General features: G+C 71.1%; 21 protein-coding genes and 1 riboswitch. Of the genes, 15 read left to right on the top strand and 6 right to left on the bottom strand.

Going from position 1 to position 23,562, the window contains the following annotated elements; translation table 11 throughout:
• Positions 1 to 109: 109 nt before the first annotated feature.
• Complete coding sequence (locus tag VGC13_RS15635; RefSeq protein WP_331126198.1) at positions 110 to 2,770, bottom strand: PAS domain S-box protein; 2,661 nt, start codon at positions 2,768 to 2,770, stop codon at positions 110 to 112.
• A 529-nt stretch (positions 2,771 to 3,299) separates the two neighbouring features.
• On the opposite strand from VGC13_RS15635, the gene VGC13_RS15630 reads away from it, so the two are divergent.
• The 4 genes from VGC13_RS15630 to VGC13_RS15615 all read left to right on the top strand — a co-directional run bounded on the left by VGC13_RS15630 (position 3,300) and on the right by VGC13_RS15615 (position 11,450).
• Positions 3,300 to 5,030: an alpha/beta hydrolase gene (locus VGC13_RS15630; protein ID WP_331126197.1), complete on the top strand. Its 1,731-nt coding sequence runs from the start codon at positions 3,300 to 3,302 to the stop codon at positions 5,028 to 5,030.
• 99 nt (positions 5,031 to 5,129) lie between these two features.
• Positions 5,130 to 6,860, top strand: a complete 1,731-nt coding sequence (locus VGC13_RS15625; RefSeq protein ID WP_331126196.1) for an alpha/beta fold hydrolase — start codon at positions 5,130 to 5,132, stop codon at positions 6,858 to 6,860.
• Positions 6,861 to 7,478: 618 nt separating this feature from the next.
• On the top strand, positions 7,479 to 9,203 hold the full coding sequence (locus tag VGC13_RS15620) for an alpha/beta hydrolase (protein WP_331126195.1): 1,725 nt from the start codon (positions 7,479 to 7,481) through the stop codon (positions 9,201 to 9,203).
• Positions 9,204 to 9,725: 522 nt separating this feature from the next.
• Positions 9,726 to 11,450, top strand: coding sequence for an alpha/beta hydrolase (locus VGC13_RS15615; RefSeq protein ID WP_331126194.1), 1,725 nt, complete (start codon positions 9,726 to 9,728; stop codon positions 11,448 to 11,450).
• A 188-nt stretch (positions 11,451 to 11,638) separates the two neighbouring features.
• Here the strand turns inward: VGC13_RS15615 and VGC13_RS15610 are convergent, their stop codons facing one another.
• The 5 genes from VGC13_RS15610 to VGC13_RS15590 form a co-directional block, all read right to left on the bottom strand.
• The gene (locus VGC13_RS15610) at positions 11,639 to 12,178 is read right to left on the bottom strand and encodes a DUF2721 domain-containing protein (protein ID WP_331126193.1); all 540 of its coding nucleotides are present in this window, start codon (positions 12,176 to 12,178) and stop codon (positions 11,639 to 11,641) included.
• Positions 12,179 to 12,493: 315 nt separating this feature from the next.
• Positions 12,494 to 13,093, bottom strand: a complete 600-nt coding sequence (locus tag VGC13_RS15605) for a M23 family metallopeptidase (protein WP_331126192.1) — start codon at positions 13,091 to 13,093, stop codon at positions 12,494 to 12,496.
• An 11-nt stretch (positions 13,094 to 13,104) separates the two neighbouring features.
• A riboswitch (cyclic di-GMP riboswitch) is annotated at positions 13,105 to 13,195 on the bottom strand.
• A gap of 387 nt (positions 13,196 to 13,582) precedes the next feature.
• Positions 13,583 to 13,981, bottom strand: a complete 399-nt coding sequence (locus VGC13_RS15600) for a RidA family protein (protein WP_349264221.1) — start codon at positions 13,979 to 13,981, stop codon at positions 13,583 to 13,585.
• 118 nt (positions 13,982 to 14,099) lie between these two features.
• A complete protein-coding gene (locus tag VGC13_RS15595) occupies positions 14,100 to 14,891 on the bottom strand; it encodes a PhzF family phenazine biosynthesis protein (protein ID WP_331126190.1) in 792 nt (263 codons plus the stop codon).
• A 151-nt stretch (positions 14,892 to 15,042) separates the two neighbouring features.
• Positions 15,043 to 15,447 carry a DUF4383 domain-containing protein gene (locus VGC13_RS15590; protein WP_331126189.1) on the bottom strand — a complete coding sequence of 135 codons (405 nt, stop codon included), beginning with the start codon at positions 15,445 to 15,447 and terminating at the stop codon, positions 15,043 to 15,045.
• Between the two features lie 88 nt (positions 15,448 to 15,535).
• Here VGC13_RS15590 and VGC13_RS15585 point away from each other — a divergent pair, with 88 nt between their 5' ends.
• The 11 genes from VGC13_RS15585 to VGC13_RS15535 all read left to right on the top strand — a co-directional run bounded on the left by VGC13_RS15585 (position 15,536) and on the right by VGC13_RS15535 (position 23,474).
• Positions 15,536 to 16,108 carry a hypothetical protein gene (locus VGC13_RS15585; RefSeq protein WP_331126188.1) on the top strand — a complete coding sequence of 191 codons (573 nt, stop codon included), beginning with the start codon at positions 15,536 to 15,538 and terminating at the stop codon, positions 16,106 to 16,108.
• A gap of 403 nt (positions 16,109 to 16,511) precedes the next feature.
• Positions 16,512 to 16,736, top strand: a complete 225-nt coding sequence (locus VGC13_RS15580; RefSeq protein ID WP_331126187.1) for a hypothetical protein — start codon at positions 16,512 to 16,514, stop codon at positions 16,734 to 16,736.
• Between the two features lie 123 nt (positions 16,737 to 16,859).
• On the top strand, positions 16,860 to 18,659 hold the full coding sequence (locus tag VGC13_RS15575) for a M1 family metallopeptidase (RefSeq protein WP_331126186.1): 1,800 nt from the start codon (positions 16,860 to 16,862) through the stop codon (positions 18,657 to 18,659).
• A gap of 1 nt (position 18,660) precedes the next feature.
• Positions 18,661 to 19,032: a fluoride efflux transporter CrcB gene (crcB, locus tag VGC13_RS15570; protein ID WP_331126185.1), complete on the top strand. Its 372-nt coding sequence runs from the start codon at positions 18,661 to 18,663 to the stop codon at positions 19,030 to 19,032.
• 84 nt (positions 19,033 to 19,116) lie between these two features.
• Positions 19,117 to 19,332, top strand: a complete 216-nt coding sequence (locus VGC13_RS15565; RefSeq protein WP_331126184.1) for an addiction module protein — start codon at positions 19,117 to 19,119, stop codon at positions 19,330 to 19,332.
• Between the two features lie 172 nt (positions 19,333 to 19,504).
• The gene (locus VGC13_RS15560; protein ID WP_331126183.1) at positions 19,505 to 19,942 is read left to right on the top strand and encodes an addiction module protein; all 438 of its coding nucleotides are present in this window, start codon (positions 19,505 to 19,507) and stop codon (positions 19,940 to 19,942) included.
• A complete protein-coding gene (locus tag VGC13_RS15555) occupies positions 19,920 to 20,219 on the top strand; it encodes a type II toxin-antitoxin system RelE/ParE family toxin (RefSeq protein WP_331126182.1) in 300 nt (99 codons plus the stop codon). The genes VGC13_RS15560 and VGC13_RS15555 overlap by 23 nt, the downstream gene beginning before the upstream one ends.
• Positions 20,220 to 20,331: 112 nt before the next feature.
• Complete coding sequence (locus VGC13_RS15550; protein WP_331126181.1) at positions 20,332 to 20,499, top strand: hypothetical protein; 168 nt, start codon at positions 20,332 to 20,334, stop codon at positions 20,497 to 20,499.
• A gap of 254 nt (positions 20,500 to 20,753) precedes the next feature.
• The gene (locus tag VGC13_RS15545; RefSeq protein ID WP_331126180.1) at positions 20,754 to 20,972 is read left to right on the top strand and encodes an addiction module protein; all 219 of its coding nucleotides are present in this window, start codon (positions 20,754 to 20,756) and stop codon (positions 20,970 to 20,972) included.
• A complete protein-coding gene (locus VGC13_RS15540; protein ID WP_331126219.1) occupies positions 20,972 to 21,274 on the top strand; it encodes a type II toxin-antitoxin system RelE/ParE family toxin in 303 nt (100 codons plus the stop codon). The genes VGC13_RS15545 and VGC13_RS15540 overlap by 1 nt, the downstream gene beginning before the upstream one ends.
• 106 nt (positions 21,275 to 21,380) lie before the next feature.
• Entirely contained in the window at positions 21,381 to 23,474 is a 2,094-nt protein-coding gene (locus VGC13_RS15535) for a molybdopterin oxidoreductase family protein (protein ID WP_349264220.1), read from the top strand.
• Positions 23,475 to 23,562: the final 88 nt, after the last annotated feature.

The following is a 23,562-nucleotide window of genomic DNA, read 5'->3' as shown; positions in this document are numbered from 1 at the left end:
GCCAGTCCGCGAAGGCGGCCTTCGTGTCGTTGTTGCAGCGAATTCATTCGCCCTTGCGGCGGTGGATCCACAACTCTAGCGATCCCCTCGAATCCCCTCGAATCCCCTCTCAGCCTTCCCCTATTCCCTGCCGCTCGCTGCCGGGGAGCGAGGCGTGGCTCTCCAGGGCGATGCGGACGGCGCGGTCCAGCAGGCGCTGGATCAGCTCCAGCACGGGCTTGGGGTCCGCGCCGGCGCGTGAGGGGAGCTCGGCGCGCAGCAGCGACTCCACCTCCTCGCCCAGCATCTGGTACTCGCGGCGGATCTCGTCCGGGTGAAACCCCAGCCGCGCGCGCTGCAGCCCGTGCAGCCCCGCGATGGTGCGCTGGATGTTCTCGCCGTCGCGCATCATCAGCGGCGCGCCGGCCGTGGTCTCGAGGATGGTGAGCGCGCGCCCGATCTCCAGGATGAAGGTGCTGGTGTGGTCCTCCAGCCGCGCCCGGTCCAGCGTGTGCGCGTGCGGAACGCCGGGGTCGCGCATCATCCGCCGCGCCCACGCCTCCAGCACCCCCTCCGCGCGCTCCTCGAGCAGCCGCCCCGCCGCCGCCAGCCCCTGCACCTCGCCCGCGCCCACCGTCCAGCGCGGCCCCGCGCCCGCCGGTCCGGAATCCGGGTGCGCCTCCGCCTCCGCCGGCGCGGCGGGAAGCCAGAGGGAGAACGACGATCCCTCGCCCGGGGTGCTGTGGGCGGTGAGCTCGCCGCCCATCAGGCGGGCAAAGCGGCGGCTGATGGCCAGCCCCAGCCCCGTGCCCCCCGTCTCGCGGGTGTGCGTGTCGTCCACCTGCGTGAACGGCTCGAAGATGCGCGCCAGCTGCTCGGGCGCGATCCCGATCCCCGTGTCCTGCACCTGGATGCACGCCCAGGGGCCGGCGCCCGTCGTGCGCGCCTCGGGCGGCGGGTCGGCGGCCGGGCTGCAGCGCACGCGGATCTCGCCGCCGGGGCGGGTGAACTTGACGCCGTTGGAAAGCAGGTTCAGCAAGATCTGCCGCACCCGGTCGGGGTCCGCCAGGTAGGCGGCACCGGCGGGGCAGGGCTCCTCGCGCAGCGCCACGCCGCGCGCGTCGGCCTGCGGCAGCACCATGGCCACGGCCTCGGCCGCGGAGTCGCGCAGCTCCACGCGTCGCGCGGTAAAGCCCATCTCCCCCGCCTCGATCTTGGCGAAGTCAAGCACGTCGTTCACCAGCCCCAGCAGGTGCTGGCTGCTGGCGCGCACCCGGTCCAGGTAACCGCGCTGCCCGTCGTTCAGCGGCCCCTGCAGCCCCATGTCCAGCAGGTCCGCGTAGCCGATCACCGCGTTGATGGGAGTGCGGATCTCGTGGCTCATGGTGGCCAGGAACACCGACTTGGCGCGGTTGGCCTCCTCCGCCGCGGTGCGCGCGGCCTGCGCCTCTTCCAGGGCCCGGGCCCGCCCCTCCTCGGCCCGCAGCCGCTCCTCGACGTCGGTGTTGGTGCCGAACCAGCGCACCACGCGCCCCTCGTCGTCGCGCATGGGGAGCGCGCGGGAAAGGAAGCGGCGAAAGCGGCCGTCGCGGTCCCGCAGGGGAAAGGTGTCTTCCCACGGCTCCCCGGCCTGCACGGCGCGCCAGAAGCGCTCCGTCACCCCCTCCACGAAGTCGGGGTGGTGCACGGCGCGCCATCCCCACCCCTGCATGGTTTCCAGGGTGGTGCCCGTAAAGTCGTACCACCGCTGGTTGTACCAGAAGATGGAGCCGGTCTCGTCCGCCATCCAGGCCAGCTGGGGGATGGACTCGGCCATGGTGCGGAACTGCCGCTCGCTCGCCTCCGCGGCCTTTCGCGCGGCGCGCTCGGCTTGGTACAGGCGCGCGCGGCGGATGGCCTGCGCGCACTGCCGCGCCAGTGCCAGCATCAGCGCGCGGTCGTTGTCCGAGAAGGTGCGCGTGTCGCGGAACCCCAGCCCCATGGCCCCCATCCGCTCCCCTTCCACCAGCAGGGGCACGGAAAGGGAGACGGGATACACCACCTCGACCCCGGCGAGCTGCGGGTACATGCGGTCCCGCTCCGCCGGCGAGCCGACGATCACGATCTCACCCCGGCTCACCGCGTCGGCGATGGGGACGGGGGCGGCCAGCGGAAAGCGGTCCCATTCCTCCGCCACCCCAGCCGGGTAGCCGCGCTGCTCCACCAGCTGCAGGTGCTCGCCGTCGCCGTCCATCAGCACCATCACGCCGGCGTCCGCCTCCAGCGCGCCGATGCCGTGGTCCATCACCGCCGCCACCACCTGCGCGGGCGTCAGCGCCTCCGACAGCGCCTCGGTGACGGCCTGCAGCCGGCGGGTGCGGGCGGCGGCGCGCTCGGCCCGCTGCTCGGCCATCACCCGCTCGGTCACGTCCAGCACCAGCGACAGCTGGCCCAGCATGCGCCCCGTCGAGTCCGCCACGGCGGTGTTGTACCACTCGCAGTGCAGCACGCGGCCGTCGCGCGTAAGGTTGCGGTTGGCCGAGAACGTCTGCCGGGCGCGCCCCTCCAGCAGGTCCGACGCCACGCGCCGCACCTGCGCGTCGTCGCCCGGGTGCACGAACGGCCACTCGGCGGCGCGCTTTCCCTTGACCTCGTCGACGCGCCAGCCGAACAGCGACTCGGCCTCGGGGCTCCACCGCGCCACGCGCCCCTCGGCATCCCACTCCACCGAGGCAAGGGGAAGCTGCGCGAACGCGGATTCGGAGCGCTCCGGAGCGCCGTCCTGGGGGATGGAACCGTCCGTCTGCGTCATCAGCGGGTGGAAAGGTGGCGGTACCGGCAACAGGACGGCCAGGCGGCACCAAACAATTTTCGCGCCGCGCCTTTCTCAGCAACCGGTGCGCGGGACGGCGCAGGCGGTTCCGCGTCCGGGACGTGGCAGGGGCGAATGAATTCGCCGCTGGAAAATCGCAAAGTCCGCCTTCGCGGACTCGGCGGCCGGGCTATCTACGGCGTCCAAAGCACCTGCGCGTCCGCGACGCGGCGATCACCGAACCAGATCCGCAACGCGCATCATTCGCTGCAGCGACGACCCGAAGGCCGCCTTCGCGGACGGGAGGCCTTCTGTCATGCCCGGGCCGTGCCCGCGCGCCCGTGTTCTATTCCGCGATCCCGCCGGCGTGGAGCGGTGTCCTCGCTTCCGAGGGTCCCGGACGTGATAATCACCCGCTCAACCATTCCGCGCCAGCAAACATCCAATTCCGCACCGGGCATCCCTGGTGCCGCACCGTGTCCGTGTCCGTCACGCCGAGCACATCGACCCATCGCTCCGGAGGATTCCCGTGCTCCCACGCTCCACGACCCGCTGCCTCGCCTTCTGCGCCGCGCTGGCCGCCGCTCCGGCCGCCGCGCAGGCGCCCGTGTTCCAGGAACGGCCGTGTGAGCCCGCCATCGAAGGCGCGCGCTGCGGCACTGTGCAGGTGCCGGAGAACCGCGACGCCCCCGGGCGGATGCTGGCGCTGAACGTGGTGGTGTTCCCCGCGCGCACGGCGGCGCCGGCGCGGGAGGCGCTGGCCTCGTTCGGGGGCGGGCCGGGGCAGGCGGCCACGGAATCCGCGGACTACCTGGCGGTGCGCTTCGCGGCGCTGCGCGACGACCGCGACCTGCTGTTCGTCGACCAGCGCGGCACCGGCCGCAGCGCGCCGCTGCAGTGCCCGCTGCGCGACCCCGCCGACCCGCAGACGTACCTGGGCGACTACCTGCCCCCCGGGCCGGTGGCGCGCTGCCTGGAAGACCTGTCGCGCGGGGCCGACCTGACGCGCTACGGCTACCTGGAGCTGGCGCACGACGTGGAGGCGGTGCGCACGGCGCTGGGATACGACCGGATGGACCTGTGGGGCGGCTCGTACGGTACGCGCGCGGCGCAGGTGTACATGCGGGCCTATCCACGCAGCGTGCGCAGCGCCGTGCTGGAGGGCGTGGTGCCGACGGGGTACGCGCAGCCCGCCGGGTACGCGCGCAGCATGGACGCGGCGCTGGCCGGGCTGGCCCGCGACTGCCGGGCGGACGCGGCGTGCGGCGCGGCGTTTCCGGACGTCGCGGGCCAGGCGCGGACGGTGGCGGACCGGCTGGCGCGGAGCCCGGGGACGGCGGAGATCGTGGATCCCGAGACGGGCGCGCGCCTGCGCCTGACGGTGACGCGCGCCACCTTCGCCGACCTCCTGCGCCGCATGCTCTACGCGCCGGACGCGGCCGCCCAGATCCCCTACGTCGTCGACCGCGCCCACCAGGGAGACGTCCGGCCGGCGGCGCGCCTGGCCCTGCAGGACCGGCGCGGCTACGCGCGGGGGCTGTACTGGGGGCTCAACCTGGCCATCACCTGCACCGAGGACGTTCCGTTCGTCGACGCGGCGGCGGAGGCGCGGGACAACGGCCGCACGCTGCTGGGCGACTGGCGCACCCGGCAGCAGGTGGCGGCGTGCGCCGGCTGGCCCCGGTATCCGCTCCCCGCCGGCTATCATCAGCCGGTCCCCTCCGACGTGCCCACGCTGCTGATCTCCGGGGAGCTGGACCCGGTCACCCCGCCGTCCGGGGGCGAGGCGGCAGCGGCCTACCTGCGTAGCTCCCTGCACGTGGTCGTTCCCTCCGCCGGCCACACCTACCAGGGAATGCCGGGCGCGGCGTGCGTGGACTCGCTGGTGATCCGCTTCTACCGCCAGGCCTCCGTGCGCGGGCTGGACGCGTCGTGCGTGCGCGACGTCCGCCGCCCGCCCTTCGTCATCACCGTCGCCGAGCCGATCGCGCTGGACCAGGCCGCCCTGCAGCGCTTCGCGGGATCGTACGCCGCGGCCGGCCCGCCGCCGGTGCAGCTGCGGGCCGAGGCGCTGGACGGCGTGCTGCGCATCACCTTCGACGGCGGATTCACGGTGATCGCGTCGCCCATCGCCCCCACGGTGTTCCGGCTGGAAGGGCTGCCCCCGCGCTTCGTGCTGCGCTTTGCCGAGGACGGGCGCTCCGTCCTCATCCCCACCGGCGAAGGCGACGAGACGGCGACGCTCGCCCGCACGCCGTAGAACGACGAGAACGAGCCGGCACGCGGGACGCCCGGCTCGCCCGCACGTTCCCGATCGGACCGCATGGACTGCCCACACCTTCACATCCCGGAGAAGCCGATGATCCGCTCCCCTGCCCGCCGGCTCGCGCTCTGTACGGCGCTGGCCGCCGCTCCGGCCGCCACGCAGGCGCCCGTGTTCCAGGAACGGCCGTGCGAGCCCGCCATCGAAGGCGCGCGCTGCGGCACGGTGCGGGTGCCGGAGAACCGCGACGCGCCCGGCGGGCGGATGCTGGCGCTGAACGTCGTCGTCATTCCCGCGCGCTCGGCCGCGCCCGCGCGCCGGGCGCTGGCGTTCTTCGAGGGCGGCCCGGGCGCGGCCACCACGCCGGGGGCGCGCTGGCTGGCCGCGGAGTTCGCGCCGCTGCGGGAGGATCGCGACCTGCTGTTCGTGGACCAGCGCGGCAGCGGCGGGTCAGCCCCGCTGCAGTGCCCGTTTCGCGACCCCGGCAATCCGCAGTCGTACCTGGACGGATACATGCCGCCCCCCGCGGTGGCGCGCTGCCTGGAGGAGCTGCGCCGGGGGGCGGACCTCACTCGCTACGGCTTCATCCAGCACGCCCACGACATGGACGCGGTGCGCACCGCGCTGGGGTACCAGCGGCTCGACCTGTACGGCGCGTCGTACGGGACGCGGGGGGCGCTGGTGTACCTGCGGACGTATCCGCGCAACGTGGGGAGCGCGGTGCTTGTGGGGCTGGTGCCGCCCGGGTTCCACCAGCCGGCGGACTACGCCCGCGACACCGAGGCGGCGTTCGCCGGGATCGCCGCCGAGTGCCGGGCCGACGCGGCGTGCCACGCGGCGTTCCCCCACCTGGAGCGCGAGGCGCGCGAGGTGGTGCAGCGGCTGGACGCCCGCCGGGGCGAGGCGGAGATCATCGATCCGCGGAGCGGCGGGCGGGTGCGCCTCACCCTCTCGCGCGGCGACTTCGTGGAGACCATCCGGCGGATGATGTACGATCCCGGCTCGGCGCGCACCATGCCGTTCGTCGTCCATCGCGCGCACCAGGGAGACTTCCGGCCGGTGATGCGGCGGGCGCTGGCCGACCGGCGCGGCTTGGCGCAGGGGATCTACTGGGGGCTGCAGCTGTCCATCACCTGCACCGAGGACGTGCCCTTCATCGACCAGGCCGCCGCGGCGGCGGAGAACGCGACCACGCTGCTGGGCGACTACCGCGTGCGGGAGCAGACCCACGCGTGCCGCGGCTGGCCCACGTACTCCGTGCCGGCCGACTACCACCAGCCCTTCCCCACCGACGTGCCCACCCTGCTGATCTCGGGCGAGCACGACCCCGTGACGCCGGTGCGCTGGGGCACCATGGCCGCCGCGGCGCACTCCAACAGCCTGCACGTCATCGTGCCGCACGCCGGACACGGCTACGGCGGGCTGCGGGGCACCGCGTGCGTGGACTCGATGGTCATTCGTTTCTACCAGCAGGCCTCCGTCCGCGGGCTGGACCCGTCGGCATGCCTGGCCGGCATCCGCCCGCCGCCGTTCGTCATCGACCTTCCCGAGGCCGTCGCGCTGGACCCGGCGGTGCTGCGGCGGCTGGCGGGCGTGTACGCGAGCACGCAGCCGGCGCTGGAGATGCGGGTGGAGGCGCTGGACGGCGTGCTGCGCATGCGCATCGGCGACGACTTCAGCATGATCGCGTCGCCGCTCTCGCCCACGCGGTTCAGCTGGGAAGGCTATCCGCCGGAGTTCTCGTTCACCTTTTCGGAAGGTGGGCGCACGCTGACCATGCGCGAGCCGGGGGAGTCGGCACCGCTCGTCTTTACCCGCAGGCCGTAGCGGTGGAGTGTCACGCAGATTCTGCCTGACGCATACCAGACCTGGACAAACCTGTCGTTCTGAGGGAGGCGCCGCGCAGTGCTTTCCTTCCAACCCGGAGCATGGCGCCGACCGAAGAATCTCTATCTGGGCGGCAGGATCTTTCCGTCACGCGGGGTTTCCGGGCGATGCCCGGGAGGGGTTCCGCGCGAAGGGAGGGAGATTCTTCGGTCGCGCCACGAGCTCCGCGGCGTTTCCGAAAGTCCGGGGCGGGCGCTCCCTCAGACTGACAGGTGTTTCCGCGGATTCGGGATGAGGGTTGGTACCAGATCCGCCAGAACCTGTCATTCTGAGGGAGGCGCCGCGCTGTGCTTTCCTTTCGCCCCGGAGCATGGCGCCGACCGAAGAATCTTTATCCGAAGCGGCAGGATCTTTCCGTCACGTGGGGTTCCCGGGCGATGCCCGGGCCGGGGTTCCGCGCGAGGGGCAGGGAGATTCTTCGGCCGCGCCAACCGGCTCCGCGGTTTTCCGGGAGTCCGGGGCGGGCGCTTCCTCAGAATGACAGGTGTTTCCGCGGACTCGTGTCAGCGCGTTCTACGGTTTGACTTTGACTCGGCACACCACTCTACGGAGAACTGGATGATACGCTCCCTCGCGCACGCCGCCGTCGCCTGTGTGATGCTTTCGGCTGTGCAGGCGGCCGCGCAGACGCCGGCGTTCGAGCCGCGCCCCTGCCCGGCGGGGATGGACGGCGCCCGCTGCGGCACGGTGCAGGTGCCGGAGAACCGGGACGCGCCCGGGCGGATGCTGGCGCTGAACGTCGTCGTTTACCCGGCGCGCACGGCGGCGCCCGCCAGGGAAGCGGTCGCGTTCTTTGGCGGCGGGCCGGGGCAGGCCATCGCGGCGGACGCGCGGTGGGTGGCGTCCCTGTTCACGCCGGTGCTGGACGAGCGCGACCTGCTGTTCATCGACCAGCGCGGCGTGGGCGGAAGCTCGCCCATGGAGTGCGTGATGCGCGACACGGCCAATCCGCAGTCGTACATGGTCGATTTTCTGCCGCCGGGGCCGGCGGCGCGGTGCCGCGACCAGCTTGCGCGCGTGGCGGACCTGACGCGCTACGGAATGCTGGAGCACGCACACGACGTGGAGGCGGTGCGCAGGGCGCTGGGGTACCAGCGGCTCGACCTGAACGGCGGATCGTACGGCACGCGGGCGGCGCTGGTGTACCTGCGCACCTATCCCCGGAGCGTGCGCAGCGCGGTGCTGACCGGGCTGGTGCCGCCCGGCTACCTGCAGCCCGCGGGCTACGCGCGCGACCTGGACGCGGCGCTGGCCGGCCTGGCCGCGGAGTGCCGTGCGGACGCGGCGTGCGCGGCGGCGTTCCCGGACCTGGAGCGCGAGGCGCGGGTGGTGGCCGACCGGCTGGAGGCCACCCCGGCCGAAGCGGAGATCCGGCACCCGGAATCCGGCGCCCGCATCCGGGTGTCGGTGCCGCGCGGCACCTTCGTGGAGACCATCCGGCGGATGATGTACAACGCCGGCCCGGCGCGGAGCGTCCCCTACGTCGTCCATCGCGCGTACGAAGGCGACTACCGGCCGCTGGCGCGCGCCGCGTTCCGCGACCGGCTGGGGCTGGAGCGGGGCGCGGGGTGGGGGCTGTACCTGTCCATCACCTGCAGCGAAGACGTGCCCGTCATCGACCAGGCCACCGCGGCGGCGGAGAACGGGCGCACGCTGCTGGGCGACTACCGTGTCCGGCAGCAGGCGGAAGCGTGCCGCGGCTGGCCCACCTACGCCATCCCCGCGGACTACCACCAGCCGTTCCGCTCCGACGTCCCGGTGCTGCTGATCTCCGGCGCGCTGGACCCGGTCACGCCCCCGCGCTGGGGCGAGCAGGCCGCCGCCTCCTTCCCCAACGGCCTGCACGTGGTGGTGCCGTACGCCGGCCACGGCTACGGCGGGCTGCAGAACCTGGAGTGCGTGGACGCGCTGGTGAACCAGTTCTACCGCGAGGGCTCCGTCGGCGGGCTGGACCCGGCGCCCTGCCTGCGCAGCCTGCGCCCGCCCCCGTTCGTCACCGAGCTTCCCGAAGCCGTCGCGGTGGATGCGGCGGTGCTGCGGCGTCTGGCGGGCGACTACGCCAGCATCCAGCCCGCGCTGGAGCTGCGGGTGGACGCGCTGGATGGCGCGCTACGCCTGCACAGCGGCAACGAGTTCAGCACCATCGCCGTGCCGCTCTCCGCCACCGAGTTCAACTGGGAGGGCTTTCCGCGCGGGTTCTCGTTCACCTTCTCGGACGACGGGCGCACCGTGACCATGCGCCAGCCCGGCGACCCGCCCATCGTCTTCACCCGCCGCCCGTAACAGGAAAGGACGATACGGATCCGAAGAATCTCCCTCCCCTCGCGCGGAGCCCTCTTCCAGGCATCGCCCGGGAACCCCGCGTGACGGAAAGATCCAGCCGTTCCCGACAAAGATTCTTCGGTCGGCGCCATGCTCCTGGGTGAAAGAAAGCACCGCGCGGCGCCTCCCTCAGGATGACAGTTTTGTCCAGGTCTGGTACACCCTTTTTCTCAAACCCCAGGGAAAACCTGTCATTCTGAGGGAGCGCCCACCTTGGGCTCTCGGGAAAGTCGCGGAGCCCGTTGGCGCGACCGAAGAATCTCCCTCCCCTCGCACGGAGCCCTCTCCCGGGCATCGCCCGGGGACCCCGCGTGACGGAAAGATCCAGCCGCCCAGAGAGAGATTCTTCGGTCGGCGCTACACTCCTGGGCAAAAAGAGAGCACCGCGCGGCGCCTCCCTAGAATGACAGTTTTGCCGGATCTGGTATGAGGCCCCTCTTTTTGCGGTTGATGATCCGGCACCCACGCATTCCGGAGGATCGGATGATACGCTTCCTCGCGCGCGCCGCCGTCGCCTGCGTGATGCTTTCGACCGTGCGGGCGGCCGCGCAGGCGCCGGCGTTCGAGCCGCGCCCCTGCCCGCCAGCGATGGAGGGCGCCCGCTGCGGCACGGTGCGGGTGCCGGAGAACCGCGACGCGCCCAGGCGGATGCTGGCGCTGAACGTCGTCGTTCTTCCCGCGCGCTCCGCCACGCCCGCGCGCGAGGCCATCACCTTCTTCGGCGGCGGGCCGGGGCAGGCGGTGACGGAGATCGCGCCGTGGGTGGCGCCCCTGTACGCGCCGCTGCGGGACGAGCGCGACCTGCTGTTCATCGACCAGCGCGGCACCGGCGGCAGCGCTCCACTGCGGTGCGCGCTGCGCGACTCCGCCAATCCCCAGTCGTACCTGGACGACTTTCTGCCGCCGGCCGCCGCCGCGCGCTGCCGCCAGGAATTGTCGCGCACAGCGGAGCTGACGCGCTACGGCTACCTGGAGCTGGCGCACGACGTGGAGGCGGTGCGCACCGCGCTGGGATACGAGCGGCTGGACCTGAACGGCGGATCGTACGGCACGCGCGCGGCGCTGGTGTACCTGCGGACGTATCCGCGGAACGTGCGAAGCGTGCTGCTGATGGGGGTGATTCCCCCGGAAGCCGTGCCGCCCGCAGAGTGGGCGCGCGACCTGGACGCGTCGCTCGCGGGGCTGGTGGCGGACTGCCGCGCGGAGCCCGCCTGCGCCGCCGCGTTCCCGGACCCGGAGGGCGAGGCGCGCGCCGTGGCGGACCGGCTGCAGGCGCGGCCCGGCACCGCGGAGATCGTGGACCCGCGCTCCGGCGCGCGCCTCCGCCTCACCCTGTCGCGCGGCACCTTCATTGAGACCATCCGGCGGATGCTGTACGATCCCTGGGCCGCGGCCAGCCTTCCCTGGCTGGTCCACCGCGCCTATCAGGGCGACTACCGCCCCGTGGCCAGCGCGGCGCTGCAGGACCGGCGGATGATGGAGGAGAGCGCCTCCATGGGCCTGTTCCTGGCCGTCACCTGCGGCGAGGACGTGCCCTTCATCGATCTGGCCGCGGCGGCGGCGGAGAACGAGCGGACGCTCGGCGGCGACTACCGCGTGCGGCAGCACGTGGAGGCGTGCCGCGGCTGGCCCCGCTACGCCCTGCCCGCGGACTACCACCAGCCCGTCCGCTTTGACGTCCCCGTCCTGCTGATCTCCGGCGCGCTGGACCCCGCCACGCCTCCCCGCTCGGGCGAGATGGCGGCCGCCGCCTTCCCCAACCACCTGCACGTGGTGGTGCCGCACGCCGGCCATGCGTACGGGGGGATGGAGGGCGCCGCCTGCGTGGACTCCATCGTCGTCCGCTTCTACCGCCAGGGGTCCGTCCGCGGGCTGGACCCCTCGTGCGTATCGAACGTGCGCCGGCCTCCGTTCCTCATCGAACAGCCCGAGCCCATCACCCTCGACCGCGCCGCCGTCGCGCGCTTCACCGGGGCCTTCGCCACCGCCGGCCCCCCACCGATGGACGTGCGGGTGGAGGCGCTGGACGGCGTGCTGCGCGCCACCTTCGGCGACGGCCCAACGGTGATCGCGTTGCCCATCTCCGCCACGACGTTCCGCTGGGAGGGGTATCCGCCGGGATTCCTGTTCGAGTTCTCGGAAGATGGGCGAACGCTGACCGTGCGCATCCCCGGCCAGGAGCCCGCCACGCTGACGCGCACGGAGTAGCGCCCAGCCAGGAGAGCGCCGGGATCTGGGTACGTTTCAAAGCCTCGGGACTTCGTTGGAAGTCCCGAGGCTTTCGTGCCCCAGCAAGAAGGGTTTGGCTCGCACGAAGGTATCGGAATCAGCGGAACTCCTTCCTCTGTTAACTCCGTTGACTCCGTGTGAGGCCATTCTGTTTCAGCGCTTCGGCCTCACCTGGGCCAGCGGCGGCGCGCGGGGCGTTCGACGGAACTTTCGGGGGCGTAGTGGCGGCCGAGCGCCTGCACGAACTCCATCTCGTCGTACACGGCCGTCAGCGAGATGCGGGATTCCAGGATCAGCAGCAGGCTGGCCCAGAACAGCAGGATGGCGCCGATGAACCCCAGCCCCAAGGCGATCCACGCGTAGGCCACGCCCGTCACCGCCACCACGCCGATGCTTACGCTGGTGGCGATGAAGATGGCCAGCGCCATGTAGAGCCGCGTCATGGCCCGCGTCAGCAGCTTGGCCCGCCGCGCGGTGCGGCCCAGCTGGTCGAACAGCAGCGTCCGCTCTTCGCCCAGCATCGTGCGGTCCGCCTCCTCCGCGGCCAGGTCCGCCACGCGTTCCGAGATGGTGCGCGTGCGGTCCACGGCGCGCGTAAGGCGGTTGGAGGTCGCCAGGATCAGCGAGCTGCTGGCCAGGATCAGCACCGCCGGCGTCACCATCGCCGACAGCACCGAAAGGGTCGCGGACAGGTTCTCGATCTGCATCAGCACGGGCCGGCAAGGGAACGACGCACCACCGCCCTCAACCTGCGGCGCCCGCCCGCCCGGTCAAGGGCAGGTGAGCTTCCATCGACAACGGGCTCTGCGGAATCCGAGAAAACAACACCTTTATGGGTACAGAGGAACAGAGTCAGACAGAGGACCCAGGATGATATTTCAGCTCGCGTTCTCTGTCTGACTCTGTTCCTCTGTACGATCATTCTTTTCCGGTGTTGAATGTCGGCACGACGATCCGCCGAAAACGAAGCCGCCCCGCCTGACAATTCGTCGGGCGGGGCGGCTTGCATCGGGTGGCGGCGTTCAGCGCGACCGCAGCAGGTCGAAGGGGTTCAGGTTCTCGCCCTCCCACCAGCGGCTGGGGCTGTCCAGGACCGCCACGGAAAAGTGCAGGTGGTAGTCCCCCGGCTGCGCGTTCCCCGTATCGCCCACGTAGCCAATCACCTCGCCGCGCTCCACGCGCTGGCCCTCGTGAATGCCCTGGGCGTAGCCGTCCAGGTGCGCGTAGTAGTAGCGCGTGGTGCCGTCGTCGTCCATCAGGTAGATGGCCAGCCCGCCGCGCGCGCCGCTGTGCAGCTTGCGGATCACGCCGTCGGCCACGGCGATGACCGGCGTGCCGCGCGGGGCGTGGATGTCGATGGCGTGGTGGGTGCGGCCTTCGGAGCGGCTCTGCGTGTACGTGTCGCGCAGCTGCTCGCGGCGAATGCCTTCAACCGGCACCGGCAGCAGCGCGCTTTCGCGGCTGTCCAGCGAGCGGGTAGAGACCAGGGCCGACGTGGCGGATGCCACCGGGCGGCCCAGCAGGCGCTGCGCCTGCGCGCTCTGCGGCGCGGCGACGGCGGTGGCGGCCAGCACGAACGCGGCGCCTCGCAGGGCGCGGAAAACAGCGGTGTGAGGGAACATGGGGTTTCTCAGTCGGCGGCTCGACTGGCATGGCAGGGCACGCCCTGCGGTAGCCTCGGGGCTTTGCGTCCCCGCCTTTCGGCGGGTTTGCCGTTTCTCGATGAGGGTCCCGGGCGTTGCGCCGGGAGGGACGGACGAATGATTGCAAGGTCCTGCTGATGCGCTCCTTCGGGGTACTGCCCGCCGTGGTGTGATCCGCCTCCTTCGCAGGATCAGGGAAATCCGGGAACGCACTCGGCCGGCCCCGGAGCGCGGGGTGGGGCGGCGTTCACAGTGTGAATGGGTTTGCGGGGCACATGATAGTGCCCGTGGAGAGCGCGCGCCAGAGCCTTGAAACTGCTACCGTGTCAGCAAAATCCTAAGCCGTTGCTGGATTTCGACTTCCGTCCACAACGCCTGTTGGCGGGCGATGCCGAAATCGCGGCAAGCTGCTACAACGCCTCTGCCTCACCCGCGCATTCGGGGACGATTCTGGCGGATCCCGGCCAATCATCCGTCGACGTACGCCTCCACCTCGATCTCCACCAGCATGGCGGGATCGATCAGCGCCTTCACCTCCACCATCGTGGCGGACGGCCGCACGTGGGCGAAGACGTCTCCGTGCGCGCGGCCCACCTCTTCCCACCGCGCGATGTCGGTGACGTACATCCGCGTGCGCACCACGTCCTGCATTTGCGCCCCGGCCACGCGCAGCGCCGCCTCGATCTTGCGAAAGACGTGGGCCGCCTGCGCGTACGCGTCGCCGGGGCCCACGATACCGCCGGCCTCGTCCGTCGCCGTGGTGCCCGCGACGTAGACGTGCGGCCCCACCCGCACCGCGCGCGAGTAGCCGACGCGCTCTTCCCACGGGCCGCCGCTGGAAATGCGCTTGCGCCCGCCCGCCTCCACCGTTTCGAACCGCCCCAGCGGAAGGATCACGTCACGCGTCTCTCCGTCCACCACCACGTCGCGCGGACGCGGGTCCCAGCCGTCGTCACCCATCGTCATCGATCATCCCCCTCCCAAGTCAGTCCACCAGCTCGCCGCGCATCACCGTCACCGCCTGCCCGGCCAGCTCCACGCGGTCGCGGGCCGCGCGCACGCGCACCATGCCGCCGCGGCGCGAGGCCTGAAACCCCGTCATCTCGCTCCTGCCCAGCCGCGCCGACCAGAACGGCGCCAGCACGCAGTGCGCGGAGCCCGTCACGGGGTCCTCGTTCACCCCCACGCGCGGCGCAAAGAAGCGCGACACGAAGTCGAACCGCGGGTCCGCCGCGCGCGCCGTCACGATCACCCCGCGCGCCTCCACGCCGGCCAGCACGCCGAAGTCCGGCTTGAGCGCGCGGACCACGTCTTCTGAATCCACCTCCACCAGCAGGTCGAAGTGGCTGCGCCCCACGTACCGCGGCGCCACGCCCAGCGCGCGCTCCAGCCCCTCCGGCGCGTCCGTGGCCTGCTCCGGCTTGGCGGGAAAGTCCATGGTGATCCACTCCTCGCGCCGCCGGCACGTCAGCAGCCCGCTGCGCGTGTGGAATCGCGCCTCCGCGTCCGACGGCACGCGGCTGTCCTGCCACAGCACGTGCGCGCTGGCCAGCGTGGCGTGGCCGCACAGGTCCACCTCCACCTCGGGGGTGAACCAGCGCAGGCTCCACCCGTCCGCGTGCGGATGCAGAAACGCCGTCTCGGACAGGTTCATCTCCGACGCCACGCTGCGCATCCACCCCTCGTCCGCGGGCGCGTCCATGATGCACACGGCGGCCGGGTTGCCGGCGAACGGGCGGTCCGTAAAGGCGTCTACCTGGATGACGGGCTGCGGCATCGGCGAATCGGGGATCGGCTCTCGGGGGATGGGAACGGACGAGGCGCGCAATCTATCCACCCCCCGTGGACGCGGCAAAAGCGGCGCGCCCCGGCGTCCGCTGGGGGACGCCGGGGCGCGATCGGTCGTCGGTTGATCGACATCCGCCCGATCAGGAGCGGGCCGGCACCCCCGCCTCGCGGTGGACGAAGCCGAAGTAGCCAAGGCCAGCCGCCAGCAGCGCGTGCAGCCAGATGTCGTTGCCGCCGATGGGCACCAGGCCAAAGGTGGTATCGTCGACGAACGCCAGCACCACCAGCACCAGATAGATGATGGCCCCGGCGCGATGGTATCCCCGCGCCGCGCCGTGGCTGCGCGACGCCGCCAGCCCCCACACGCCGAAGCCCAGGTGCACCAGGTTGTGGAGCAGGTTCACGGGAAACAGGCCCAGCAATTTTGGCGCTGTGTCGGAGTCCGATTCCATTCCCATTCCCCGCGGGATGAACAACCCCAGCAGCCCCACGAGCAGGAACACCACGCCGAACACCATCGCCGCCTTCTGGGTCGTCGTCCGCATCGCCACCTCCCTGAAGGGTGATTGGGAAAGCTTCTTGCGCTGTGAAGGCGCAAGATAAGTGCATGGCGTCCAACACGGGAGGAAAAAGATGCCGAGATACGACGATCCCTACCGCCGCGGATATCCCATGGCGCCGGAGTGGGGCCGCCCGCACCCCATGGACCCCAACTGGGCCGACGGCGAGTACCATGGCCTGCGGATGCAGCGCCAGCCCGGCCACGGCGCCTACGGCCACCACCGGCAGACGCACGAGCGCGACCTGCAGGGCTACGGCGGCTTCGACGGCATCTACGACGAGGGGCCGGGCGAGTACGACCGCGGGGGCGTGTACCGCCACCCGTACTTCGAGGGCCGGCTGCAGCACGGCCGCAGCGCCGAGTTCACCCGTGGCGGCTACGACGCCGTCTACCGGCACGTGGAGAACGGCGGCGTGCACCACGACACCCGGTACCTGCGCCAGTACAACAGCGAAAGCCCCATGCTGCGCGGGCGCGGCGGCTACGACCGCAACTACGGCTGGGCCCCCGCCGGCGGCCGCGAGGGCGAGCTGACACGTCCCGACCTGCGCGGCGGCCGCACGGACGAGCGCGGCTACGCGGGCTACAACCGCGGCGGCTTTGCCCCCGGCCAGGGCGCGCAGGGCCTGGACCCGCGCAAGTAGCGGATCGGGAGGAGCAGGATCGGAAGCCCCGTCCGGGAGGCGTGCGTGCCTCTCGGGCGGGGCTTCGCTGTCTCCCCGAGGCCCGGCTGGGGCGGCAAGGGCGAATGATGCTCGTTGCAGTTCCAGTCCGGCAACGTGCCTTCTGCCCGCTGGAGCGAATGAATTCGCCGCTGGAAAATCGCAAAGTCCGCCTTCGCGGACTCGGCGGCCCGGCGATATGCGGCTCCGAAGCACCTGCGCGTCCGCAACCCGGCGATCGCCGATCCGGATCTGCAATGGGGCATAGTGCGCCGCGGGAAAGGCGCAAAATCCGCCTGCGCGGATTGTAGCCGCAGGTGCGGCGCGCTGCGACGAACGCGGAAATGGCCGACAGTAGATTCCTCAGTCGCGCGCCGGGATCACGATGGCGGAAGGCGACGCGCGGCGCTCCTTCGGAATGACAGATTGGAGTGCCGTGGCGCGTCTGGCTGCGGACGCGCAGGTGCCTGGAGATGCCGCACGCACCCGGGCCGCCGAGTCCGCGCAGGCGGACTTTGCGCCTTTCCAGCGGCGAATTCATTCGCTCCTGGAGGCGGGCTGCACGATACCCGGCCAGAATCGCGATGGGCATCATTCGCTCTCGCAATGACTTGCTACGCAAGACTCTCGACCCGTCATCCGTCCGCATCCTGATCTCCAATCCCCCTCTGGTTGCCCGCCACGCACGCCTTCTGCATGTTGCCGGGCATCACCCCGACCCATGCGAGGACCCGTGCGGACGCTCCGAAACCTGTTTTCCGCCGCGCTGCTGGCGGCGCCGGCCCTCGCGCCGGCGCTGGCCGCGCAGGACGCCCCCTACTTTCAGCAGGGCGTGGACTACCGCATCGAGGCGCGGCTCGACGAGCAGACCGGCGTGCTGCACGGCCGCGCCCGGCTGCGCTACACCAACCGCTCGCCCCGCACGCTGGACTCGCTGTACGTCCACCAGCACCTGAACGCTTTTCGCCCCAACAGCGCCTGGGCGCGGCGCGAGCTGCAGTACGGCGAGCGGCGCTTTACGGACCTGGGCCCGGCGGACCACGCCTTCGAGCGCTTCACCCGCGTGACGGTGGACGGCGCCGCCGTGCGCCCCGCCTACCCCGGCGCGCCCGACTCCACCGTGGCGGCCATCCCCCTGGCCCGCCCGCTGGCGCCCGGCGCGTCGGTGGAGGTGGTGATGGACTGGAATGCACGGCTCTCCACCCTTCCACGGCGCCAGGGCCGCCGCGGCAGGCACTACGACTTTGCGCAGTGGTATCCGCGCATCGCCGTGGTGGACCGCACCGGGTGGGCGTACCAGCCGCTGCTGCCGCAGGGCGAGTTCTACGGCGAGTTCGCGCGCTACGACGTGACCCTGGACCTGGCCGCCGACCAGGTGATCGGCAGCACCGGCGTGGCGGTGGAGGGCGACCCCGGCTACCAGGAGCGCGTGGTGGGCGCCGGCTATCCGCCGCCCCCCGCCGCCGACGCGCTGGGGCTGCTGCGCGACGAGGGAGAGCCGGGCCGCAAGCGCGTGCGCTTCTACGCCGACAGCGTGCACCACTTCGGCTGGAGCGCGGACCCGGCGTACCTGCACGACTTCGTGGTGCGCACCATCATCGACGAGTCCACCGGCGCCCACTCCGCGCCCGGCATCCACGTGCTGTACCTCCCCGGCGACACCGCCTGGGACGAGCGCGCCGCCGCCCGCCGCACCTGGGACGCGCTCACCTGGCTGGAGGGGATGTTCGGGCCCTACCCCTGGCCGCAGCTGACCAACGTGCACCGGCTGGAGGGCGGCGGCACCGAGTTCCCCATGCTGATCATGAACGGATCGGCGTCCGAAGGCCTCATCGTCCACGAGACCGCGCACCAGTACGTGCACGGCATCCTGGCCAACAACGAGTGGCGCGAGGGGTGGATGGACGAGGGATTCGCCTCGTTCATGACCTCCTGGTACCGCGAGATGAAGGGCGACACCGCCGTCTGGCGCGGCACCATGCAGGGGCTGGAGCGGCTGGAGCAGGCGCGAAACACCGAACCGGTGGGGCAGCCCGGCGCCGCCTTCTCGTCGCCGCAGGTCTACAGCGCCATGACGTACACCAAGGCCTCCGCCGTCTTCCGCATGCTGCGCGAGATGGTGGGGCACGAGACCTTTCGCGAGATCCTGCGCGAGTTCTACCGCCGCCACCGGCTGCGGCACGTGACCGGCGCCGACTTTCAGCGCGTGGCCGAGGACGTCAGCCGGCGCGACCTGGACTGGTTCTTCGGGCAGTGGATCCAGCGCACGGACCGGCTGGACTACGGCATCGCCGCGGCGAGCACCCGGCAGGCCGGCGGCCGCTGGCGCACCCGCGTGGAGGTGGTGCGCACCGGCGAGGCGTGGATGCCCGTGGTGCTGCGCGTGGGCGGCGAGACGCGCACGCTGGGCTCGCGCGAGCGCCGGCAGACGGTGGAGATCGTGACCGACGCGCGGCCGGCGGAGGCGGTGCTGGACCCGGACTGGGTGCTCATCGACTACGACCGGTCCAACAACCGCGCGCCCCTGCCCTGAGGTGCCCTGGCTTCTGGTGGCCGCGGGCGGGGCGGCGGGCTCGGTGCTGCGCTACGCCGTGGGGCAGGCGCTGGGCCCGGCGCGGCCGGGCGCCTTTCCGTGGCACACCTTTGCCGTGAACGTCGCCGGCTCGCTGCTCCTGGCGCTGGTGGTGGCCCTGGTGCCGCGCGACGACCCGCACCACCTGCGCGCGCTGCTGGCCGTGGGCTTCTGCGGCGGCCTGACCACCTTCAGCACCTTCGGGTACGAGACGGTGAGCCTGCTGCAGGACCGCGCGTACGGCGTGGCGCTGGCCTACGCCGGCGGCAGCTTTCTCCTCGCGCTCCTCGCTGTCGCCATCGGCCTTGCAACGGGCGCACGGCTGGCACATTGAGCGCGTCCCCATTGGTGTCTGGAGTGTTCACTCTGTTTCCGTTATCTTCAGGAGAAATCCCACATGCCCGGAGAACGGAAGCCCATGAGCATCGACGAAATCGAAGCCGCCGCGCTGGATCTGCCGCTGGACGAGCGGGACGAGTTCGTTCAGCGGCTGCAGGCTGCTCGTGTAGAGGATCGGACAATCGATTCTGCATGGCGAGCGGAGATCCGGCGTCGTATGGAGCTGATCGCCGCCGGCGAGGTCGAGTGGATTGACGAAGAGGAGATCCTGGCGGAACTGGAACCGGATCCGTGAAGGTCCGATACTCCGACCTTGCACGAAAACGGGTTGGTGCCAGGGTGTATGGCGGCGCGTATCCGAATGCGCGCGGCTGGCACATTAAGCGCGTCCCCATTGGTGTCTGGAGTGTTCACTCTGTTTCCGTTATCTTCAGGAGAACGCACCCATGCCCGGAGAACGGAAGCCCATGAGCATCGACGAAATCGAAGCCGCCGCGCTGGAACTGCCCGAAGGCGATCGTGACGAGCTGATCGAGCGGCTGAGTGCCCGGCGAGCGCGTGCTCCGGAGGTGCGGCAGGCCTGGATCGAGGAGGCCGAGCGGCGCATGGAAGGGGTCCGCGCCGGGAAGATGCGTCTGGTCGACGCGGACGAGGCGCTGGCGGATCCGGAGTTCGCTCGCGAGCTTGCGACAGTCGCACTGCAGATTCCGGCCGATGAGCGTGCCGGGCTCGTGGACCGGCTCATCTCGAGCCTTACCGGCGGGCACACGTATGATCCGGCGTGGGAAGCGGAGATGAACCGCCGGATCGACGAGATCGAGGCGGGTACGGCGAAGACGGTCGATGCGGAAGAGGTGTTCGCGAAGCTGAAGGCACGTCGGCATGCGCGTTCGCTTTCACGCTGAAGCGGAGGCCGAGCTCGAGGAAGCCAGTGATTTCTACGACCTGGATCGGGAATCCGCCGCCGAGGCATTCGAAGCGGAAGCCGAACGCGTGGTCCAGAGCATCCTCGAGTACCCCATGAGCGGCCACCCCAGCCTGCGCGGCACCCGACGCAAGTTCCTGCACGGATACCCGTACTCGATCAACTACGTGATCCGGCCGGATCACATCTACGTTTACGCCGTTGCCCACTTCAGCCGTGACTGGGGCTACTGGCTCGATCGAATGAACGACGCATGATCCAGATCGGCTCGCAGCCCCTGATCCAGACCGGCATCGTGCCGGGGCGCTTCGAGCCGGCCACCTGGGACCAGTCACGGTGGAGTCGGGCGCGCCGGGATAGGCAGGGTGCATGTCGGCGGCCGGCCTGACCACCTTCGGCACCTTCGGGTACGAGATGGCCAGCCTGCTGCAGGACCGCGCGTACGGCGTGGCGCTGGCCTACGCGGGCGGCAGCCTTCTTCTCACGCTCCTCACCGTCACGACCGGCCTCACAACCGGCGCGCGGCTGGCGGAATAGGCTCGCTGATCCTCCCACTCCGCGTACAGATCACCCGGCCAGCGGGGCATCCGGGTCCCGAGAAGCTCCGCCAGCCGCTTGTCCCACCGAGCGTTTCCGCCTGAACTAGGGTGGTACCAAGGTGTATGGTGGCGCGAATCCGAATGCGCGCGGCTGGCACAAGAAGCGCGCCCCTATTTGTGTCTGGTGTGTCCACTCCGCTGCGATTATCTTTCCTGGAGATCTGTCCCATGGCCGAGGAGAGAAAACCTGAGATGAGCATCGACGAAATCGAAGCCGTTCTCGTGGACCTGCCCGAAGAGCAGCTGGACGACCTGATGGATCGCGTGGCGGTCCGGCGGGGGATGAGTCCCGAGATCGAGGAGAGCTGGGTGGAGGAGGTCAAGCGCCGGGTCGCTGAATACGACCGCGGCGAAGTCGAGGGCATTCCCATGGAGGAGACGCTCGCGAAGATGCGTGCAATGCTGCGGTGATGGTCATCAACCTTCCGGCCGCCGACCGGGAGTTTGCGAAGGCAGTTGCCCACATCCACAAAGAGCGGCCAGGCCGTGCCGGGATATTCGTGCAAGAGATTGATCGCGCGGCCGCGCTGCTCGTAGAGAATCCATATCTTGGCACACCGTACGACGACGACGTACGCGGCTACGTCCTCGATCGGTTTCCGTATACCATCTATTATGTGATCAGGCCGGATCACATCCTGGTTGCCGCGATCTCACACCAGAGCCGTCGACCCGGCTACTGGCGCAAGCGGTTGAAGTTTTTGGTCCAGTGACGCTGCTGAATCGGATCAAGTGGCGGCCTGATCATCAGTGGATGATGGCGACAACGCTCTCTCACTCAGCGGTATCGAATTGATCCAGATCGGCTCGCAGCCCCTGATCCAGACCGGCATCGTGCGCGGGGCGTGCCCGCACGACTGCCCGGACACCTGCGCCATGCTGGTGCACGTGCGCGACGGCCGCGCGGTGCGCGTGCAGGGCGACCCGGACCACCCGGTCACGCAGGGCTTCCTGTGCACCAAGGTGAACCGGTACGTGGAGCGCACCTACCACGCCGACCGGCTCACGGTGCCGCTGCGCCGCGTGGGCCCCAAGGGCGAGGGACGCTTCGAGCCGGCCACCTGGGACCAGGCGCTGGACGACATCGCGCGGCGGCTGAACGAGATTCGACACGGCGCGCATGGGCCGCAGGCCATCCTGCCCTACTCGTATTCCGGCACGCTGGGCAAGGTGCAGAACGAGTCCATGGACCGGCGCTTCTTTCACCGCATCGGCGCCAGCCTGCTGGACCGCACCATCTGCGCGACGGCGGGAAGCGTGGGCTGGGGGGTGACGTACGGCGACCGCATGGGCCCCACCCCCGAAGAGGCCGGGCACGCGCGCTTCATCCTGCTGTGGGGCACCAACACGCTTACCAGCAACCCGCACCTGTGGCCGGCGCTGCGCCGCGCGCGGGAGGGCGGCGCCCGCATCATCGCCATCGACCCCATCCGCACGCGCACGGCCGCGCAGTGCGACGAGCACCTGGCCATCCGCCCCGGCACCGACGCCGCGCTGGCCCTGGGGATGATGCACGTGATCTTTCGCGACGGGCTGCAGGACGCCGACTACCTGCGGGAGCACACCGTGGGATGGGAGGCGCTGCGGGAGCGCGCGGCGGAGTGGACGCCGGCGCGCACCGCGGAAACCGTGGGGCTGCCGGCGGAGCGCATCGAGACGCTGGCGCGCGAGTACGCCACCACGCGCCCCAGCTTCATCCGCCTGAACTACGGGCTGCAGCGGCACCATGGGGGCGGGATGGCGGTGCGGACCGTCTCCCTTCTTCCCGCCGTCACCGGCGCGTGGCGCGAGCTGGGCGGCGGCGCCACCCTTTCCACCAGCGGCGCCTTCAAGCTCGACGGCGCGGCGCTGCAGCGGCCCGACTGGATTCCGCCCGGCACGCGCACCATCAACATGATCCGCCTGGGCGAGGCGCTCACGCACCCCGACGCGGGGGTGGGTGGGCCGCCGGTGCAGGCGCTGGTCGTCTACAACAGCAACCCGGCCGCAGTGGCGCCGGACCTGGGGCAGGTGCGCCGCGGGCTGCTGCGCGACGACCTGTTCACCGTGGTGATGGAGCACTTCGTCACCGACACGGCGCGCTACGCGGACTGGGTGCTCCCCGCCACCACGCAGCTGGAGCACTGGGACGTCCACACGGCGTACGGGCACCTGTACCTTACGCTCAACCGCCCCTCCATCGCGCCGGTGGGCGAGTCGCTCCCCAACTCCGAGATCTTCCGGCGGCTGGCGGCGCGGATGGGGCTGGACGATCCCGCGTTCCGCGACGACGACGTCACCCTCATCCGGCAGGCGCTGCGGTCGTCGCACCCGTGGATGGAGGGCGTCACCTTCGAGCGGCTGGTGGAGGACGGCTGGGTGCGGCTGAACGTCCCCCGGGACTTTCGCCCCTACGCCGATCCGCGTCCCAACACGCCCACGGGAAAGATCCAGATCGTGGCGCCGGAGCTGGAGCGGATCGGCCTGGACCCGCTTCCCGCGTACATCCCGCCGGCGGAGAGCGCGGACGCGGACCCGGCGCGCGCCGCGCGCTTTCCGCTGATGCTGCTGTCGCCGCCGGAGCATCCGTTCATGAACAGCACCTTCGTGAACGTTCCCCACCTTGCCCGCGCGGCGGGGGAGACGAAGCTGCTGCTGCACCCCAACGAGGCCGCCGTGCGCGGCATTTCCGCGGACGACCCGGTGCGCTGCTGGAACGACCGCGGCCACTTCTACGGCCGCGCCGTGGTGACCGACGACGTGCGGCCGGGGGTGGCCGTGAGCTACGGCGTGCGCTGGGCCATGCGGTCCGAAGGCGGGCACACGGTGAACGACACCACCTCGCAGCGGGTGACGGACATGGGCGGCGGCGCCACCTTCTACGACAACGCGGTGGAGGTGGAGGCGGTCCCCGCCGCGATGGCGGCGGACTGACCCGGCTCCCTTGATCGGCAGTGCGTTTCCGGACGTATGGCGACCTGAACGCGGAGTACGCGGAGGAAGAAAACGACAAGGGCGCGGA

The sequence above is a fragment of the Longimicrobium sp. genome (assembly GCF_036399255.1).
Taxonomy (GTDB): Bacteria; Gemmatimonadota; Gemmatimonadetes; order Longimicrobiales; family Longimicrobiaceae; genus Longimicrobium.
This window is presented reverse-complemented; position numbering and strand designations above follow the sequence as displayed.

Coding starts and splice junctions, on each gene's coding strand:
- VGC13_RS15625 (WP_331126196.1), top strand. CDS start 5,130: ATGATCCGCTCCCCTGCCCGCCGGCTCGCGCTCTGTACGGCGCTGGCC.
- VGC13_RS15555 (WP_331126182.1), top strand. CDS start 19,920: ATGCGCGTTCGCTTTCACGCTGAAGCGGAGGCCGAGCTCGAGGAAGCC.
- VGC13_RS15620 (WP_331126195.1), top strand. CDS start 7,479: ATGATACGCTCCCTCGCGCACGCCGCCGTCGCCTGTGTGATGCTTTCG.
- VGC13_RS15545 (WP_331126180.1), top strand. CDS start 20,754: ATGAGCATCGACGAAATCGAAGCCGTTCTCGTGGACCTGCCCGAAGAG.
- VGC13_RS15580 (WP_331126187.1), top strand. CDS start 16,512: ATGGCGGAAGGCGACGCGCGGCGCTCCTTCGGAATGACAGATTGGAGT.
- VGC13_RS15605 (WP_331126192.1), bottom strand. CDS start 13,093: ATGTTCCCTCACACCGCTGTTTTCCGCGCCCTGCGAGGCGCCGCGTTC.
- VGC13_RS15635 (WP_331126198.1), bottom strand. CDS start 2,770: ATGACGCAGACGGACGGTTCCATCCCCCAGGACGGCGCTCCGGAGCGC.
- VGC13_RS15590 (WP_331126189.1), bottom strand. CDS start 15,447: ATGCGGACGACGACCCAGAAGGCGGCGATGGTGTTCGGCGTGGTGTTC.
- VGC13_RS15565 (WP_331126184.1), top strand. CDS start 19,117: ATGAGCATCGACGAAATCGAAGCCGCCGCGCTGGATCTGCCGCTGGAC.
- VGC13_RS15610 (WP_331126193.1), bottom strand. CDS start 12,178: ATGCAGATCGAGAACCTGTCCGCGACCCTTTCGGTGCTGTCGGCGATG.
- VGC13_RS15615 (WP_331126194.1), top strand. CDS start 9,726: ATGATACGCTTCCTCGCGCGCGCCGCCGTCGCCTGCGTGATGCTTTCG.
- VGC13_RS15550 (WP_331126181.1), top strand. CDS start 20,332: ATGTCGGCGGCCGGCCTGACCACCTTCGGCACCTTCGGGTACGAGATG.
- VGC13_RS15585 (WP_331126188.1), top strand. CDS start 15,536: ATGCCGAGATACGACGATCCCTACCGCCGCGGATATCCCATGGCGCCG.
- VGC13_RS15595 (WP_331126190.1), bottom strand. CDS start 14,891: ATGCCGCAGCCCGTCATCCAGGTAGACGCCTTTACGGACCGCCCGTTC.
- VGC13_RS15540 (WP_331126219.1), top strand. CDS start 20,972: ATGGTCATCAACCTTCCGGCCGCCGACCGGGAGTTTGCGAAGGCAGTT.
- VGC13_RS15560 (WP_331126183.1), top strand. CDS start 19,505: ATGAGCATCGACGAAATCGAAGCCGCCGCGCTGGAACTGCCCGAAGGC.